General features: G+C 60.4%; 14 protein-coding genes. 4 read left to right on the top strand and 10 right to left on the bottom strand.

Features of this window, described 5'->3' with window-relative positions; genetic code table 11:
* Positions 1–87 precede the first annotated feature (87 nt).
* Together GGD40_RS30435 and GGD40_RS30430 are read right to left on the bottom strand one after the other, a co-directional pair.
* Positions 88–912, bottom strand: a complete 825-nt coding sequence (locus GGD40_RS30435; RefSeq protein ID WP_179710629.1) for a transporter substrate-binding domain-containing protein — start codon at positions 910–912, stop codon at positions 88–90.
* Positions 913–1036: 124 nt separating this feature from the next.
* Positions 1037–2332 carry a D-serine ammonia-lyase gene (locus GGD40_RS30430; RefSeq protein ID WP_179746136.1) on the bottom strand — a complete coding sequence of 432 codons (1296 nt, stop codon included), beginning with the start codon at positions 2330–2332 and terminating at the stop codon, positions 1037–1039.
* A 105-nt stretch (positions 2333–2437) separates the two neighbouring features.
* On the opposite strand from GGD40_RS30430, the gene GGD40_RS30425 reads away from it, so the two are divergent.
* Positions 2438–3382 (top strand): LysR substrate-binding domain-containing protein, encoded by a 945-nt coding sequence (locus GGD40_RS30425; RefSeq protein ID WP_179710633.1) that lies wholly within the window; start codon positions 2438–2440, stop codon positions 3380–3382.
* 144 nt (positions 3383–3526) lie between these two features.
* On the opposite strand, the gene GGD40_RS30420 is transcribed toward GGD40_RS30425, so the two are convergent.
* Together GGD40_RS30420 and GGD40_RS30415 are read right to left on the bottom strand one after the other, a co-directional pair.
* A complete protein-coding gene (locus GGD40_RS30420) occupies positions 3527–4771 on the bottom strand; it encodes a lactonase family protein (RefSeq protein WP_179710641.1) in 1245 nt (414 codons plus the stop codon).
* A gap of 73 nt (positions 4772–4844) precedes the next feature.
* Positions 4845–5786, bottom strand: coding sequence for a helix-turn-helix domain-containing protein (locus GGD40_RS30415; RefSeq protein ID WP_179746135.1), 942 nt, complete (start codon positions 5784–5786; stop codon positions 4845–4847).
* Between the two features lie 510 nt (positions 5787–6296).
* On the opposite strand from GGD40_RS30415, the gene GGD40_RS30410 reads away from it, so the two are divergent.
* The 3 genes from GGD40_RS30410 to GGD40_RS30400 are packed head-to-tail and all read left to right on the top strand — an operon-like array spanning position 6297 to position 10157.
* A complete protein-coding gene (locus GGD40_RS30410) occupies positions 6297–7292 on the top strand; it encodes a hypothetical protein (RefSeq protein WP_257030624.1) in 996 nt (331 codons plus the stop codon).
* Between the two features lie 22 nt (positions 7293–7314).
* On the top strand, positions 7315–8751 hold the full coding sequence (locus tag GGD40_RS30405; RefSeq protein WP_179746134.1) for an aldehyde dehydrogenase (NADP(+)): 1437 nt from the start codon (positions 7315–7317) through the stop codon (positions 8749–8751).
* 56 nt (positions 8752–8807) lie between these two features.
* Positions 8808–10157, top strand: coding sequence for an MFS transporter (locus GGD40_RS30400; RefSeq protein ID WP_179746133.1), 1350 nt, complete (start codon positions 8808–8810; stop codon positions 10155–10157).
* Between the two features lie 57 nt (positions 10158–10214).
* Here the strand turns inward: GGD40_RS30400 and GGD40_RS30395 are convergent, their stop codons facing one another.
* The 6 genes from GGD40_RS30395 to GGD40_RS30370 all read right to left on the bottom strand — a co-directional run bounded on the left by GGD40_RS30395 (position 10215) and on the right by GGD40_RS30370 (position 17916).
* Positions 10215–12119, bottom strand: coding sequence for a hypothetical protein (locus GGD40_RS30395; RefSeq protein WP_218901349.1), 1905 nt, complete (start codon positions 12117–12119; stop codon positions 10215–10217).
* A 71-nt stretch (positions 12120–12190) separates the two neighbouring features.
* On the bottom strand, positions 12191–13084 hold the full coding sequence (locus GGD40_RS30390) for a phosphate ABC transporter substrate-binding protein (protein WP_179746132.1): 894 nt from the start codon (positions 13082–13084) through the stop codon (positions 12191–12193).
* Between the two features lie 28 nt (positions 13085–13112).
* The gene (locus GGD40_RS30385; protein WP_179746131.1) at positions 13113–14672 is read right to left on the bottom strand and encodes an acetolactate synthase large subunit; all 1560 of its coding nucleotides are present in this window, start codon (positions 14670–14672) and stop codon (positions 13113–13115) included.
* The gene (locus GGD40_RS30380; RefSeq protein ID WP_179710654.1) at positions 14673–15530 is read right to left on the bottom strand and encodes an HpcH/HpaI aldolase family protein; all 858 of its coding nucleotides are present in this window, start codon (positions 15528–15530) and stop codon (positions 14673–14675) included.
* A gap of 47 nt (positions 15531–15577) precedes the next feature.
* On the bottom strand, positions 15578–16564 hold the full coding sequence (locus tag GGD40_RS30375; protein WP_179710656.1) for a protocatechuate 3,4-dioxygenase: 987 nt from the start codon (positions 16562–16564) through the stop codon (positions 15578–15580).
* 71 nt (positions 16565–16635) lie between these two features.
* A complete protein-coding gene (locus GGD40_RS30370) occupies positions 16636–17916 on the bottom strand; it encodes an MFS transporter (RefSeq protein WP_179746130.1) in 1281 nt (426 codons plus the stop codon).
* Positions 17917–17944 lie beyond the last annotated feature (28 nt).

Genomic DNA, 17944 nt, shown 5'->3' with positions numbered 1-17944 from the left:
TGCCGGCTCACGCTGGGGCGCGAGATGTCGTTGGTTGCGCTCGCGGACAAATGGCGGCCCGGCTGCATGCAGATCGCCCTGATGCGATTACGGAGCGGGTACGTGGTCGGGAAGGTCGAGTTGGTGCCCGTACCATTTGATCTGGATCGCCTTCATGCGCCCGTCTTTCTCCATCTTGAGAAGCGCCGAGTCCATCGCATCGAGAAGGGTCTTCGAATCGGCATCCTTGCGACCCACGAAAGACGAGTACTCGGGTTTGCCGAAGCCCGGCACGACCGCCTCAAACGCGTCTTTCCGCTTTTCCGCCGTGTACAGCGTATTGGTCGATGAATTGGCCACGCCGTCGATTCGTCCTGCGGCAAGGTCCGCATTGGCCTGGGTAAAGGCGACGTACTCGACAATGACAGGCGGTTTGCCCAGCGTGCTCGCGTAGGCCTTCAGATCTTGTAGCGGACTGGCCGCACGTTGAGTGCCGATCCTCCTGCCGGCAATATCCGCTGACTTCACGAGCGACGTGTCGCCTTTGCGTTTGAGGATCACCGTCGTGTCAATGCTGATCGGGATCAGGAAGCGGAAACGTGCTTGCCGTTCGGCGGAGATCCCAGCCGGCCCGGCTACGACGTCGTATTTTTTGGCCTGCAACCCCGGAAGCACGCTGTCCCATGGAAGATCCGTGTACTCGACCTTCAGACCCAGTTCCTTGCCGACCTCCGCGAGGATATCGACGTTGATCCCGACGTGTTTCCCGTTCTCGATAAAGTCGTAGGGAGCGTATTGCTCTTCTGTGGCGACTTGCAAAACACCAGCGGCCTTCGCTCGTTGCAATGCATCTGGCGACGCCGCACTGGCGCCTGATGAGAGACTGACGGTCGCGACAGACAGAGCGATTGAAACCAATAGACGAAAGTTCATGAACAACCCCTTGGTTCTATAGAATGAGGAATGCTATTTATGCACGCCGTGCCTATATAGGCAATCAACACCTGCGCAGAATCTATTGAAGGCGTGGCGTGGGAGAACTGAGTCGAGAATTTTTTTAAGCCGCGACGCGCGCATATCGCGCGCATTCTTCGGCGGGTACGAGCGAACCACCCGTAGTCCAGATTACGTGCGCCGACTGCGCGTATGAGGGTGCGTGGCTTTGGATATAACGCTTGCCTTCCGGCGAATTAGCCAGCCAACCCGGTCCACCGATTGCCGCCGCGGCGGAGGGCTCGAGCGCAATGCCCAGCGAAGTTCTCGCGATTCGCAGATGCCGGTAGAGCGTGTCGTCCGGGACCGTAAAGATCCCCGAGAGCTGCGCTTTCATCAGCGGACTAACGAAGCGCGACGCCTGTCCAACCGCCAGCCCGTCCGCCTCCGTACGATTGTCGAGCCCAATGTCGTAGACAGAAAGCGGCTCGTCATGCACGGCCGCCAACTGGACGAGCATGCAGGGCGACGCGACCGGTTCCGCGAAAAAGCAGTGCACATGTTGGCCGAACAGCGCTTTCAGTCCATAGGTAATGCCGCCCGGTGCACCGCCCACACCGCACGGAATGGTGACGAACAGCGGGTGAGCTTCATCGACGACTCTGCCCGCCTGCTCGAGTTGCACCGCGAGATGTCGGGCCGCTGCCGCGTAGCCGAAGAACAGCAGCGCGGAACACTCGTCGTCGACAAAATGACAGCGCGAATTCGACTGCGCCGCCTGGCGGCCTGCATCGACCGCTTTCGCGTAGTCGCCGTCATGCTCGATCACGCGCACGCCTCGACTCACCAGTCGCTGCTTCTTCCACTGTTTGGCGTCGCGCGACATGTGCACGACCGCATCGAAGCCCAGCGCCGCGGCCAGCACGCCGATGCTTAGTCCGAGATTGCCCGTGCTGCCGACCGCGATCGTATGGTTCGCGAACAACCGTTTTGTGTTTTCCGACAGCAGGTAGTCGACGGGATCATTGGCCGACATTCCCCCGTAGTCGCGCGCAATGCGCTCAGCAACCGCGAGTACTTCATGAAAGCCGCCTCGCGCCTTGATCGATCCTGCGACAGGCAGCGAGTCGTCGCGTTTGACAAACCACGCGTCCCGGTCGCTTACATGGCCCAGAGCGAGTTGCAACGCGTCGGCCGGCATCAGACTCGACTCGATACGGCCCCCGGTTTCTCGCAACTCCGGGAATAGCCGCTTGAGCAAAGGCTCGTGACGCCTGATCCGCTGCTCGGCGTCTTCGATCAGGACGGGATGCGGCGCGTCGGGCGGCAGTGCCTCGCCTAAGTGTGGGTTCAGCCACAACAGCGGCGTGCGTGCCTGCAGCCTGTTTAATAGATCGGTGGGGTGTAAAAGCTTCGCCATCTGATTCCGCCTGATTTGCTGTGTTCTGTATCTGACGGGCTTATCGTAGACTGTGCGTGAAGATCAAAATAGCGGATTGTTCTAATCGAAACATTAGCCCAACTTATGCGAATCACCCTCGACTCCTCTTTTCTCGGCGCGCTGCGATGCTTCGAAATGGCCGGCCGTCAGTTGAGCTTCACTAAGGCCGCAGTGGCGCTGAATCTCACACAAAGTGCCGTGAGCCAGCAGATCCGCAACCTGGAGGACAGGCTGGGTTACCCGCTATTCAAGCGTCAGGGAAGAGGTCTCGCGCTCACCGAGAAAGGGGTGCAGCTTTACGAAACGACTTCGAACGCGTTTTCGGAAATCAGCCATACGGTGCATCGTCTGAGCCTTTCGGGTACGCCCTTGAAGGTGAATTGCCTACCGTCGTTCGCGTTGCAGTGGTTGATGCCGAGACTGGTCGAATTCCATCGCGATCAACCGGATATTTCGGTGCGCCTGCAGGCGGAGTTTCAGCCTTTGAACCGGCAGATCATGATGGAGAGCGACATTGATGTCGCGATTCGATATAGCCCGCACGGGCAGCCGTCGATGTCGGAAGAAGTGATCCTGGAAGAGTACTTAGTGGCGGTCGCGACGCCGGACTACGTCGCCGCGCATCCGTCTCTTGCGGCTGGACAGCTATCGGACGATCTGGTGTTCCTGCACGATGCGGAGCCATGGGTGGGCGCGCCGGAATACATCGAATGGCGGACGTGGGCAGCCGACTGTTTTCCCGACTGGGTTGAACGCGCGGCAGGTCCGCAGTTCAATCTGTCGAGTCTGGCCATTTCGGCCGCGCTGAATCATCAGGGCATCGTGATGAGCCGCACCGTGCTGATTCAGGAAGAGCTCAGGAGTGGACGGCTCGTGAAGGTCTTCGATCGAACGGTGCGGGCGCCGGCGCGTTATGTGCTGCTTTGCCAGGATCCGAACGAACCGCGTGCCGTGGCGTTCTCGACCTGGCTGAAGGCGGAGTGCAAACGCTTTGAGCTGGCGAGAGTGGGCATGCTTACGTCAGCTTGAGCGTGAGGGTGAGTGCAGAAAATGAGCGGGACATAGAGGTGATTTCATCAATCCTGCGACAAAGCCCCGCCGCAAGTTCTCTGTAAAGACCCTGTGGCTACTCGATGGAAGCCTGAAGAGCTGCTCTTCCTCCACTCCCCCGCCTCACTTCACAAAAGCAATACTGGTCGGCGATGAAACCGCAGCCGATTGACCTGTGTTCGACACCCTGCCGGACACCGTATCGACGCTAAACACATTCACTTTGCCGCTACGCTGGTTCGCGACAAGCAACCATTTTCCCGACGCATCGATACCGAATCCCCACGGTTTGTCACCGCCCGAGGAAATACGCTGAACCAGCGACAATTCTCCCGAATCATGGCTAATACGATAGACGACAAGTGAATTTTCTCCGCGGTCTTCGACGTAGACAAAACGACCATCATGACTGACCGCGATCTCGGCTCCGCTCTTCACCCCCTGAAGGTCCTGGGTGCTGATCGGCAGCGATTGCACTAGCGTCAAATTCTCCTGTCTTGCGTCCCAACGCAGCACCATGATCTCCGCGCTCAATTCCGTCAGCAAGTAGACGAACTGGCCGTTCGAGCCGAACGCGAGGTGGCGTGGGCCGCTTCCCGGCGGCGCGACGAACTCGTGCGGACCGGGACCGTCAGCTTGTGAGAGCGCGTGTGTGCCTCGATCAAAGCGATAGATGAACACGCGATCCGCGCCCAGGTCCGCAACGAGCGCATACCGCCCGGACGGATCGATCGCAACACTGTGCGCATGCGCGCTCGCCTGCCTGCGACTCGGTCCTGAACCTGTTTCTGTGATCGTCGACACGAGCGGGCCCATGCTGCCATCGGAATTGACCGCGACACTCGACACGGACCCACTGTTGTAATTGGCGCCAAGCAGCGTGTTCGACGGGACATCGAAGTGCAAGAACGTGGTTCCGTGGCCACCCGTGTGACTCGCGTTGATCCGGTTGAGCGTGCCCGTACCACGATTCACTTCGTAGGCGGTGATGCTACCTTCTTTGGCGCTGTCGTCGTCGACACCATAGAGCACCGGCAACTCGGGATGCGCCGTCACCCACGTGGATTTGAGGCCTTGCGCGACCGCGCCGATTGACGTCAACTCGCCTGTCGACGTGTCGAGGCGCAGTCCGTCGATTTGACTCTGCAGCGTGCCGACGTAGACAAACACCGAGTGTGCGGATACCAACGATGTCATCGCGCTACGGGTAGGTGTGTCGAGCGTGCATGCCGACAAGGTAAGCACGGAAAGCGCAGCCATTACGCCCAAACGCGTCAGGCTATTTCTCTGGAACAACCGGGTCATAGTCGAATGATGTAGAGACGCATGTGGGAACGGTCTGCTTGAGCGTATTCGATTCGCCAGCATTCGTCCCTGCACAAAAGTCCGATTCGCTGGCACCTTCTCTATTGAGTCAGGCGCGTTGCCCGAACCGGACTTGCTACGACAACGCCTTACGATCAGGCTGTTGCCGTGCGGCGACGCGAAACTGACTCGGCGCCTGCCCCACTTCGCGCCGGAAGAACCGCGTGAAGTACGCTGCATCCGCGAAACCGAGCCAGAAGGCGATCTGTTCCACCGACATATCGCCGAAGATAAGGTTGCGCTTCGCTTCCGTGATAATGCGCGCGTGAATCATTTTCGTAGGGCTTTGCTCCGAAGCCGACGCGCAGGCCGCTCGCAATTGCACCAGAGACACCGCCATCATCGATGCATAGTCTTGCAGCGGCAGATTCTCCCGAAAGTGTTCATCGATCAACTTGCGGAACCGGTCTACCTGCCGGATATCATTGCGGACTGCGCCGTCATTACTGGTCTGGTCCAAACGTGTTTGACGAACCAGCATGAGCAGAAGACTCGTGAGCAATGCCTCTGTACCGACCACATGGCCGACCGCCTCCGACTCGGCCTCCTGCTTGAGGCTGTTGATCAGGCTGCAAAACTCCATGCCGGCCTCGGCGGAATGAGAGAGCGGAATCATTCGGGGCAGCGACCAGAGCGAAATGAACTCGCGAAGCTTCGCGTTGACTTGCGTCAGATAGGCGACCTCGATCGTCACCACCCAACGATCGACATCGACCTCGTAATCGAGACCATGAACGCATTCGGTCGGCAACAACAAGGCACAGGGGCCTTCGAACGGTACGCTGCTACCTTCGAGGTTCATCACACCGCGCCCGTTGCGAACGAAAATAACCTGACCGTAGGCCGGATGCGCGTGCGGCTCAGTACGCCACCGCCCCCGTTCAGTGACATGCCCAACGTGCACGAACCAGTTCTTCGCCTCGGGCCGCTCAACGTATAGTCGGACTTTTGGGACAGTGGTTCGCTTCGCATTGGGAGCCGACTTGGGTTGATACTTTGCCACGGCGCTGTGTGTCATAAAGTCTCCTTGGCAAGCGCATCGCTTCTTACAAAAAACTTGAAGCTGTCCCGCAAGAGCATGCAGTCCTTACACTCGCGGCACGTTGCGTAAACAGCCATATTTTTCCATACATTCGCGCGGGACAAACCTGTCACTTACCCGGACGCGGGCACGGCTCGCACCGCACATGCGGTAAAGCCGGCCAACGCGCACAGCGTCGCCCTCCTGCCTCCGCACGGCAATCGACGACCCTACATCAAAGCACGGCCGCTAGTCCCTGCACAAAACGTAGATTCACTGGTACTTTTTCCAGCCGATCTGGCCCTCGCTGCCGTCTGGAAAAAATGCCAGCGAATCTCACTTTTGTGTAAAGGCAGACGACCGGGCCTTCAATACTATTCCCTCCAACCACCGCGATAGAACGGCCCAGTGCCGGACTGATCAGCGGGGGGCCTACGGTGCGCCGAATCGAGAGTCGGAAAACGACCACGCCTCGCCGATAAACATAATTCCAACCTGGACGGAGACATGAAAAAAATTTCCAAAGCGTTGCGCAAGCCGCTTCTCGGCGTAGCGCTATTCTGTTGTTTGACCGAGTTCGGTTTCGCCGAAGAAGTGCTGACCGCTCCCACGACGACCGCGCCGCCACAAGCTCAAAGCACGCAAGCAACGCCGCAAACCCCGCCGAACGGAACCGCGCCTCTCACTTTTCCGGATCTGAAATCGGCGGAGCAGACCGGTGTGCCACCGGTGTCGTGGAATGACACGTTTATCGGCTATCGCTACGGCAGCAACTTCCACTATCCCGGCGTTCCCGACAAGGTTTCGCAGAACATCGGTTACCTCACGACGACTGGCGGCTTCAAGTTCGGTAGCTACGCATTCAACGTCGATTACCTCGTGTCGAACTCGGCCAACCCGGAGGTCGGCGGTCCGAGCGCTGGGGGTGCGCAGGAAGTGTATAGCGTGGGCCGTGTCACGCTGAGCGCCAGCAAGATTTTCGGCAAACAGATTGGTATCGGCGTAATTCGCGATGTCGGCCTGACCGGCGGTTATGAATTTGGCTCGAAGAACGACGCCTACGCACAACGCGCCCGAATGATCGTCTTCGGCCCAACCATCGAATTTGCCTTGCCGCGCGGATTCTGGAACCTGACCGCGGGTTTCCGCACAGAAAGCAATCACAACGGCATTGTCGGCGTCGACGTGCATTACAACGCGGCATGGCACGTCGAAAGCTCGTGGCTCTATCCGTTCCGTGTCGGTCCGGTGCCGTTGATGTTCCGCGGTTTTGCAAGCATAACGGGGCCTAAAGGCAAGGACGGTTTTGGCGTTCAGACGACGACTGAATTCCTGACCCGCGCTTCATTGCTCGCGGACGTCGGCGCGCTGGCCGGTCACCCGCGCACCGTTTATGTGGGCGTAGGTTACGAATACTGGTATCACATGTACGGCTCGCCGACTCGCGAAACGGTCAGCACGATCACCTCGGTACCGATGTTCCAGGCCGAAATCCATTTCTAATCAGCAATCGTTTGGAGTAGTCATGCAGATTCAGGAGCACACCGCCGCGCAGATTCAGGCAACCGTCGAGGCGGCCGCGCGCATATCCGACGACTGGGCTCGGTCTTCCGCGCAAACTCGTGCAGAATTTTTGCGCGGATTGGGCGATGTGCTGGTCGACAACCGGCAAGAACTGGTCCGTCTCGCCGACGAAGAAAGCGCGTTGGGCGCCGTGCGTCTGAACGCCGAGCTGGACCGCACCACGTTCCAGCTCGGCGCCTTCGCTGACCATATCGAAACCGGTAACGCCTTCGCGCTGACCGACGACGAAGCCATCGCCGGCGCGCCGCCCGTTGGACGTCCGCGTCTGACGCGGGTTCGCGTTCCGCTCGGCCCCGTCGCCATGTTCTCTGCAAGCAACTTCCCGCTGGCGTTTTCGGTTCTGGGCGGCGACACCGCGTCCGCACTGGCTGCCGGTTGTCCGGTGGTCGTCAAGGCACACCCTGGTCATCCCAGGCTGTCGCGTCGCGTGTTCGAACTGGCGCAATCCGTACTGGCGAAGCAGAGCTTGCCCCAAGCCGTGATGGGCTTCGTGGAAGGCGCGAGCGTTGACGTCGGCGTTGCGCTGGTGCGTAACCCTGACATCGCCGCCGTTGCGTTTACCGGTTCGTTCAAGGGCGGCAAGGCGTTGTGGGCGGAAGCGAATTCGCGTCCGCGGCCCATTCCGTTCTACGCTGAACTCGGTTCGATCAACCCGGTGGTCGCACTGCCTGCCGCGCTGAGCGCGCAGGCCGAAGAACTCGCGCAGGCTCTGGCGGCATCGATCGAATTCGGTTCTGGGCAGATTTGCACGAGCCCCGGCGTTGTCGTGCTGATCGAAGGCGCGGACGCCGACCGCTTCGAAAATGCACTATGCGACGCGTTGCAAACCAGAAAGACCCACACCATGCTAACGCCCGGCGTGAAGCGCAATTTCGACGCAGGCGTTGCACGCCTCACGCGCGCGCCTGGGGTACAGACTGTTCTAGGCGCCGAGCAGGACAGCGACGACAACGCGCCGCCGCGTCCGCTGCTCGCGCGAACCAGCGCGGCAAACTTCATTGCGGACCCTACGCTGCGCGAAGAGGTGTTCGGTCCCGCGTGCCTGGTCGTGCGCGTGAAATCGGCCGATGAGATCGTCAACGTGCTGAACGCGGTCGGCGGAAGTCTTACCGTCACGCTATGGGGCGCGGAAAACGATTCCGCCGACGTACGCCGTATTACGCGCTGCGCGACGCAAATCGCGGGTCGTGTTCTATTCAGCGGGGTGCCCACGGGTGTCGCCGTGGCGCGCAGTCAGCAACACGGTGGTCCGTGGCCAACCTCCACGGAACCGTTCACGACGTCGGTGGGTTATGCCGCGATGGATCGATTCCTTCGGCCCGTTGCGCTGCAAAGCGCGCCCGCGTGGCTGGCAGAACTCGGCGGACGTCCGTGCTGACGATATAGGCCGGCCGTAATTAGCGGTTCGTGCGTAGCGAGGAAAGAGAGACGCCAATGGCCCTACCTCAACGGGAACGACCAAAGGCCGCGAACCGCTGGAGCATTCTCGTGCTTCTCGCGCTCGGCCTGATGATCTCTTTTGTCGACCGCACGAGCCTGTCCTCCGCACTGGCCGACAAGCATTTTGTCCGCGAATTCGCGCTGACGAGTATCGCGCGTGGCTGGCTTAACTCCGCGGTCTTCTGGTCCTACGGTCTCGTACAAATGCCGATGGGCTGGCTGGTCGATCGCTACGGCGTGAAGTGGCCTTATTCGATCTGCTTCGTGCTGTGGTGTATCGCAGCGGCTGCTACCGGCGCGGTGACCACCCTATCGGCGCTGATCGTTATGCGCTTGCTGATTGGCGTAGCCGAATCCGTTGTGGTTCCGGCCACCTATCGCTACCTCGCCAACAACTTCGAAGAAACGCAGAAAGGCACCGCGCTCGGCATTTTTTCGATTGGCGGCAAAATGGGCCCGGCACTCGGCGCGCCGATCGCGGCCTGGATGATCGTCACGTATTCGTGGAACGTGATGTTCATTGCAACCGGCCTTGTCGGACTGATCTGGCTGGTGCCATGGCTGCTGACGGTCAGAAACGATTACCCGACCAAAGAAGAACTCGCAGCGGCGATTCACCGCGCTTCTTCGGTACCGCTGAAAAATCTACTGGCCAGCCCTGTCGTATGGGGCGGACTGATCAATAACTTCTGCTACAGCTATTTCGCGTTCTACTGCATGACGTGGATGCCGGCCTATCTGGTCGAGCAACGCGGACTGTCGCTTGAGAAGTCCGGGCTGTTTACGTTCTTCAGCTTTGTCGGCATCGCCATTGTTGCGGCACTCGCGGGATGGGGCGCGGACCGCATCATCGCGCGCGGCAACGATGCCGTGGTCGTGCGCAAGTGTTTCATCGTGGCGGGGTTTCTCGGCGGAACGACTGTCCTGCTCGGCGCTTATGCACCGTCTCTTCAGATGGCGTTGTTGTGGAACGTGCTGTCGCTCTCGCTGCTCGGCCTCGTCACCGCGAATACGCTGGCCCTGTGCAAACTGACGTTGATTCCGAAGCAGGCCGTGGGATTGAACACGGGGTTGCAGCAGGTGGCGACCAGTCTTGCGGGCGGCGTATCGGCCAGTCTTGCGGGCGGCGTATCGGCCAGTCTTTCGGGCTGGCTGCTCCATATCGGCGGCAGTTATGAGTTGCCCTTGATGGCGATCTTCGGGTTCCTGCTGGTCGGTGCGACGAGTACGCTGGTGCTACTTCAACGTAAGTGGGCGCCGAAAGTGAATGACATCGTGCCGCTCGAACTGGCACGGACAGACGCGCAAACATCTGCAGGCGTTCGGAGTGAGGCGGGTGAATAAGAAAAAAAGCGCCGTGCTTTTGCACGGCGCTTCGACTACGTCATACCGCCAACCAACTTATTGATTCGGCACATACAGCGGCATCGAATCTTCCCACAGCGTGTCGGTGATCGCGTGCTGATCGGATCCGTCAGCATTCATCACCCAGTTCTGACCATCAGGCTGGAACGTGTTGTCGTACAGCGCGAGTTCATCGCGGAAACCATAAGCACCCGAGCTATAACCAATGCGACCGTCATACAGCCACACCGCGTGCCCCTGATTCGCGCCGGGCGTGGTCAGACGGGTCACGTCCGTGCCATCCGGTTTGATCGTGTACACGTCGTAGTGGAACTTGTTCGGATCGCTCGGGTTAATCTCCTTGCGCGTGAATACGATCTTGCTGCCATCCGGCGACCAACCCGGCAGGTTGTCCGCGTCGGTCGTCAGCTCCGTCGTCTTGCGCGTATCCAGATCCAGAATGCGCAGACCTTGAACTTTCGGGCTCCACACGCGATACACGATCTTCTTGCCGTCCGGCGAGTAGCTCGGGAAACCGGCGTTGATCGAACCGTCAGTCAGGATTTCCGGCTTGTTGTCCATACTGCCGTCGGCCTTGATACGCGCAATCCGGCCCGGACCCATGCCGCGCGTAAAGAACCAGTCACCCACGCCAAATGCCACCCACTCGCGATTCGGCGACCAGGTCGGTTGGAACGCGCCGGCCAGGCCTTTCTTGATCATCTCCGGATCGAGACCGCTGCTGGCCGGATCGTAAATGCGCTGATAGCCCGTGAAGTCCGGGTTCATGATGGCAATCGACGAGCCCATCGCCTTTTCGGTGTACACCAGCTTCTTGCGATCCGCCGACAACTGCGGGAACACGTCGATATATCGATAGTTCCAGGCCGGGTCGAAGCTGAACATTGCCGTGCCGTTCGGATGTGCCGGGCGCATCGTGATCTTTTCGTACACCACCTTGGTGCCGTCCGCCGAATAGTGCGGCGAGCGAATGCCCGTATTCGCCGTCGAACGGAACGTACCGGCGGTCGTGTAGAGACCTTCGGTGTCGCCACCCTTCACGTGATAAGCGACATTGGTGTCCGAGATATATTGAGGGAAGACCTTGAAGCCGGGCGTCGACGTCAACGTGCTTCGCGAGAGGTCGGACAAATCGACCGACACCAGTTGCGAGCTGACCTTGTTGATCAGTTCCGGACGGTGTGCGCCCCAGGTCGATTCAACCGGCGTCTCATAGAACACGACGCGCTTGCCATCCGGCGACCACGACGGCGAACCCTCGTCAAAGCCGGGGTTGCTGGATACTTTCTTCCAACCCGAGCCATCGGGACGAATGATATAGATGCTGCTTTCCTGCGTGCGCTCCCAACCGCCCGGCAGATTGTGACCACGCCATTCGGAGCCCATGTCGGAAGACAGTGCAATCCACTTACCATCCGGCGACCACGACGGACGGAAGAAGCTATGCGGCTTGCTCGGGTCGAACTTCAGATCACCGGTCACGTTTTTCAGCGCGCCAGTTGCAACGTTCAGCGTCCAGATGTTGGTGGTCCCGAAATGGTCTTTGCCACGGCGTGACGAGACAAACGCGATCACGTTAGGATCGGTCGGCGAAATGGCGGCGGCGTCGTCAACGGCGATGTGATCGGTGAGCCGCTTCAGATCGGTGCCATCCACTTTCACGCGATACAGATTGGCCTCGCCGTAGCCGTCCCGCTCCGACGTAAAGACGACCCACTGACCGTCTTTCGAGAACGAGCCGTGGTAATCGAAACCCGGCGTCTGCAGCAGCTTGTGCTCGCCGGAACCGTCGGCATTCGACACATACAGATCGGAAGTCACGGGGCTCAGGCGGTCGAGCAAGGCCGTGCCTTGCGTTGCCGTTTGCGTCCCAGCCTGCGCGCCGGATGAAATGACAATCCAGCCGCCCCCTATGGCCGAATAAGCCAGGAGCCTTTTCAATGACGAGTTTAAGAACACAGCGAAATGTCTCCGTTAATTATGTGTAGTTATGCGTGGTCGAGCGGCGGCATTTAGCCGAGACTGCCTGTGACGTCGTCGAACAGTTCATCGACCGACAAGCGATGAGGAATGATCTTCTGATCCAGCGCCCAATCGATCGCGAGTTGCAGACTCTTGCGGTTCGCTTCGAATCCGATCGGCGGGAACACGGCCGGCACGCCCTCGGCGAGCTTGCGGCTCTCGACCACCATCCGGTAGATTTCACGCACCACATCCGGACGCTGCTTCGACAGGTCTTCGTGCACGACGAACATATGATTGATCGGCACGACGTTCTCGCGTGCAAACCAGTCTTTCGCGGCAGCTTGCGCATCAGGCACCAGCGTGCGCACGCGGTCATCCTTCGGCATGTCTTCACCGAGCAGCGCAGCGGCCAGTTCGCCCTTGAGCATCATGTCCGGAATCGACGAACCGGCCGGCAGACGCTCGCAATTGTCCGGGTCATGGTACTCGGCGAGGTGGCCGTCGCCGAGCGTCATCCACTGGACTTTGTCTAGATCGACGCCGTATTCGTGACGCAGAATGCCGCGAATCCACAGTGCGGTGGTTTGCGTATAGGTGCGAACGCCGACCTTCCTGCCTTCGATATCTTTCGGATCGAGCTGACCGAAGTCGAGGTTATAGCCCGCGCAATGATGCTGGAACCGGCCCGAGATCGGTGTGGGCAGCAATACGTACGGCTTGCCATACGCCTTCGCCTGCAGGAACGTGACGATCGCGAGTTCGCCCGCGTCGAACCGGTTCTCGCGCACCATCGCCTTGAAGCCGTTGTGCGCCGGCGTCGGGCCGCAGAAATCGAGGTTGACGATATCCGAGCTCACGCGGCCATCTTTCATGGCCTTCGTGACGGCGTAATCGGCGAGGTTGGTGCGCAGCGTCGGCACGTCGGTGAGGGTCGTTGTCATGAATGTGAGTCCTTATGCTTGAATAGATTTACAGTCTGACCTCGATCAGACACGGGCCCGACTCGTTCACCGAATTCGCCATCGCCTTGTGGAACGCTTCAGCGGTGTCGACGGAAACGGCGGGGACGCCCATGCTTTTCGCCATCGCGAGCCAGTCGATTCGCGGACGATCGATATCGATCATCGCCAGCGCGCGCTCACCCGGCGCACCCGCACCCATGTTGGCGTACTCGGCCTTCAGGATCGCGTAGCTGTTGTTCGCGAAGATGATGTTCGTAATGTTCAGGTTCTCGCGGGCCTGCGTCCACAGCGACTGGATCGTGTACATCGCGCTGCCGTCGCCGACCATGCAGAACACGCGGCGCTCAGGACAGGCGAGTGCGGCGCCGGTTGCGACCGGCGTGCCGTAGCCGATCGAGCCGCCCATGTTGTTGATGAGATCGTGCGGCGCGGCGCCGACGGTCAGCCCCATCGTTTCGCGGCCCGTGGTCAGCGATTCGTCGACGAGAATGCAGTGTTCCGGCAACGCGGCAGCGAGTGCCTGCGCGATGCTTGCCGGTCCGAGTGCGCCGGTCGGCGGCGTTGCGTCCGCGCGCTGCTGGAGCACCGCACGCGTGTTCGTCGCGCCCACGGCGTCCACCAGCATCTCCAGGCCAGCCACACCGTCTTCGCCGATTTCAACCAGCTCGTGCACGCTCGTACCCGGCGACTTCAGCAGACTCGGCTTGTCCGGATAGCTGAAGAACGCGATCGGCTCGGTGGTTTCCACCGTAATGATGTGTTTGAATGCCTGCAGATACTCGACGGCCTGTCCGACGGCATATGGAATGCGTTCGAGCGTGACACGGCCCGCGCCGCGTTCGATTCGCGCGCTGAAGAATTGCGTCGCTATGCGGCAGCCGGTTGCGGCTTTGAGCTTGCCCGCCAGTTCAATCGCGCGGCCGCGCGTGGCGTGGCCCGCGAGAACGATCAGCGTGGGCTCGCCCGAGTGCAACACCCTCGCGATGTGTTCGACGCGCGCGGCACCGGGGGCCTTCGCCTTCGCAGCGGCGACCTCACGCGGCGGCACGACCGGCATAACGGGATTACCCACTTCCTGCCACGACGCATCGCCCGGCAGGATCAGCGTGGCGATCTGACCCACGTGTTCGCTCGCCTTCTTCACCGCGGCGGCGACATCCCATGCCACTGTGTTTGACGACTCGACGCGACGTACCCAATGGCTCAGCGGACGCGCCAGCCCTTCGATATCGGAGGTCAGCGGCGGATCGTACTTCAGGTGCGAGGCCGAATGCTCGCCCACGATGTTGACCATGCCTGACGACGCGCGCTTCGCATTGTGGATATTGGCCAGTCCGTTCGCGAGCCCCGGCCCGAGGTGCAGCAGCGTGGACGCCGGCGTACCCTTCATCCGGTAATAGCCGTCCGCAGCGCCCGTGCAAACGCCTTCGAACAGGCACAGCACGCTGCGCATCAGCGGGTTCTCCAGCGCCTTCAGAAAGTGCATCTCCGAAGTACCCGGATTCGCGAAACAGATATCGACGCCCTGATCGGTGAGCGTCTGGACCAGGCTTTCGGCTCCGTTCATTTAATACCCCGCCAGCTCACGGGCCGCGCCGACGACGCCGTAGCTGCGTTGCGGCGCCGACATCAGGAAGCGATAACCTTCCTTGACGAGACGCTCATGATTCTTCGAGGTGGTGTGCGGATTGCCGACCACCACATCGTGCTTGTGGCAGGTGTCGACGATCCTGCGCATGGCGTCGAGTACTTCCGGATGCTCATACTGGCGCGGCAGGCCGAGTTGCTGGCTAAGATCGCCTTCGCCGATCAGGATGAAGCCAATACCCGGCACATTCGACAGTATGTCGTCGAGGTTCTCGATCGCCTCGGTGCTTTCACACATCAGACCGACCAGGATTTCGCCTTCCGGGGCGAGCGGCCACACGTCGGCCTTCCTGTAGTACTCCGGCATGCTGAGGCCCCAGTACCGCGCGGCTGTAGCGGGACCGTCGCCGCGTGCGCCCTTCGGCTCATACAGCGGCGCGTTCTTCGGACGGGCATAACGGCACGACGCGACCGCGTTATACGCCTGCTCGACCGTTGCAACATGCGGCCACACCACGCCGTACGCGCCGCGATCGAGCACCTGCTTGGCAAACGCCTGATTCATTTCGACGCCATTGGCCGGAATACGCGCAATCGGCGTCACACGCGGCGAGACCGAAGCGGATTCGGCAATCTGCTTACGGTTCAGCATGTATTGCAGTGCATCGCCGAGCGCCGACACGTCGTACGGGTTGTGTTCCATTTCGAAGACGATGCCGTCGTACGGTGCATCGCTCATCTCGATCGCGGTCTGCTTGTCCAGCTTGGCAAATGCCGTGTAAGCGGCTTTGCCGGATTCGAATGCGCGAATGATGCTGTTGAGGCGAGTGTCGCTCATGGTCTTTCTCTCTCGTGAATGGGATGCGTAAAGTCGGCGTGGCCCGCTCAGTCGGCCGCTTTCCAGTACATGAAGCCCATGCCTTCGCCGGTGCCTGCTGCCGTGCGCCAGCAGGGCACGTAGTCCACCAGCGTCATTTCGGCGCCCGTCTCCTGTACCGCCTTCATCACGCTGACGTAGAGCTTGATTTCGGAGGTGCCCGACTGGTACGAACGGTCATCCACCGCGGCGAGACCGTCGTAGTCGTAGGCGGCCAGCATCTTCATGATGCTGTGGTCGAACTCTTCGTCGTTGACGAAGTGCGACAGGCCGCCCGACGCGAAGATGCCGACGCGCACGTCGTCCGGCCATGCATTGATCGCATCACGCAGCACGCGGCCGAACTCGATGCAACGCGCCATGGACGGCTGGGTCGGCGGATAGAAGCAGTTCATGATGACCGGCACATGCGGCGGCGGGTTGTCGCCCATGATCTGGTGATACACGAAGCTGTACGCATGCGGCACCACCGGATACTCGGGCAGCGGCTTCATCCACACGTTATCGGGCCATGCGAACAGATCGGTCAGATCGAAGTTTTCGCGCTGGAAATGGTCGATCAGATATTTCGCCAGCTTCGGATGACACGCGTGCGTGACGTGATGGTCGGGCGCGTACACCGAGCGTTGCGGCGGACCGTTGTGCACTTCCTCGCCGGTGTAGATCGCGATCGACGGCGAGAAATCCGTAAAGATTTCTTTCTGATCCTTGCCCAGAATGATCGCGACATCGACTTTCGCTTCGCGATAGGCCGCGGCCATTTCGTCGAGTGCGGTACGGCAGCGCGCGGCGCGTTCGGTGCGCTCCTCGATGCTCAGGTATTTTTCGAAAGCGGCGCCACGGTGCGCTTCGAGTTCCGGATAGGTCCATGTCCGGTTACGGAACCACAGTTCCGGATTGTTACGGTCGCGCTCCCCGTTCTTGAGCCAGTCCTCAGGTGCCTGACCCAGCATGCCACTGTGCGGCACCGCCATCCCGAATACGATCTTCGCCATTTACGTTTCTCAGTGAATTAATGTGTTCAACAAGGCCGGTTGTTTCAGTGGTCCGGCCAGCCCGTGATTGCTTAGGCTCGCCGCAGCGAGCCGTGGGACTCGGTCACCTTCGGAGCCCATTCGGGGCGGTATAGAATGGCGGTGGCCAGCGCGCCGACGACGAGGAATCCGAGAATCACCATCATGGGCAGGTCGTAGCTTCCACTTACGTGCAGCAGCCAGCCCGACAGGCTCGCCGCCACACCGCCGGCGAGACTCGTGGCGAGCTGCTGCACGCCGGTGACGAGACCAATGGTCTGCTTCGGGATCAGCGTCAAACGCGACAACACCAGGTTGTTGGCCGTCACCAGGCCGAGTAGCGACAGCGACAACACATTCCAGAACAGCGCCATGTGCAGCGTCGGCGCGTAGGCGCCGAACAGCACCGTGCATCCGCCGATAAAACCCGCGATCGTGAATACCTTGCGCACCGTGATCGGGTTATGGCCTCGCGCGATGATGCGATCGGCGGCCCAGCCCGCGAGTGCCGCGACAATTGCGATGCCGGCGAAGCTGAAGAACGTGAAGAGTCCGGAGCGCGTAATCGACAGACCGCGTTGTTCGACCAGATACGACGGCATCCACGTCATGCAATAGAACGTGAAATAGCCGTAACAGAAGTTGGTGACCATGCCGCCCCACACCACCGGGCTCGACAGGATGCTGCCAAACGTCACCGTGCGGGCGCCGCGATCGGCCTGCGTCAGCGCCGCTTTGGTCGGCATGTCGTTACGCACCATCAGCAACCAGGGCACGAGCCAGAGCAGCCCGACCAGGCCGGTTGCGACGAACATCATCTTCCACGAATAGTTGACGATGAACCACGCGCCGACCGGCGCACCGATCGCGGGACCAAACTTGTTGCCCATCGCCAGAATGCCGACGGCAAGTCCGTTCTGACTTTCGTCGAAGTTGTTGCGAATCCAGCGATAGCTCGCGGGAATCACAATCGCCTCGGCCATGCCGATGATCAGGCGCATCACGACCAGGCTCGCCAGCGCCGTCACCGCCCCCATCAGCGCAGTGGCGAGACACCACGCCGCGAAGCTGATCGCATACGGCCATTTCACGCCATAACGGTCCGCCACCCAGCCCATCGGCACCTGAAACACGCCATACGACCAGAAGAAGGCCGCGTTGATCCAGCCGCGGTCGATGTTCGTCAGCGCAAAGTGCTGAACAAAGCCCGGGTCTGCCAGCGTGGACGAAATGCTGGTGCGATCGACAAAGGAAATCAGCACACCGAGCGCGAGGAGCGCGAGTACGGCCCAGCGGTTTGCCAACCCCGGTCGTCCAGAATTGCTTGTCTCCATCTTGTTTCTCTTAGGTTGATGCCTCTGC

This window comes from Paraburkholderia bryophila, assembly GCF_013409255.1.
GTDB lineage: Bacteria > Pseudomonadota > Gammaproteobacteria > Burkholderiales > Burkholderiaceae > Paraburkholderia.
The sequence above is the reverse complement of the archived record's forward strand: the minus strand, read 5'-3'. Positions and strand labels throughout refer to the sequence as shown.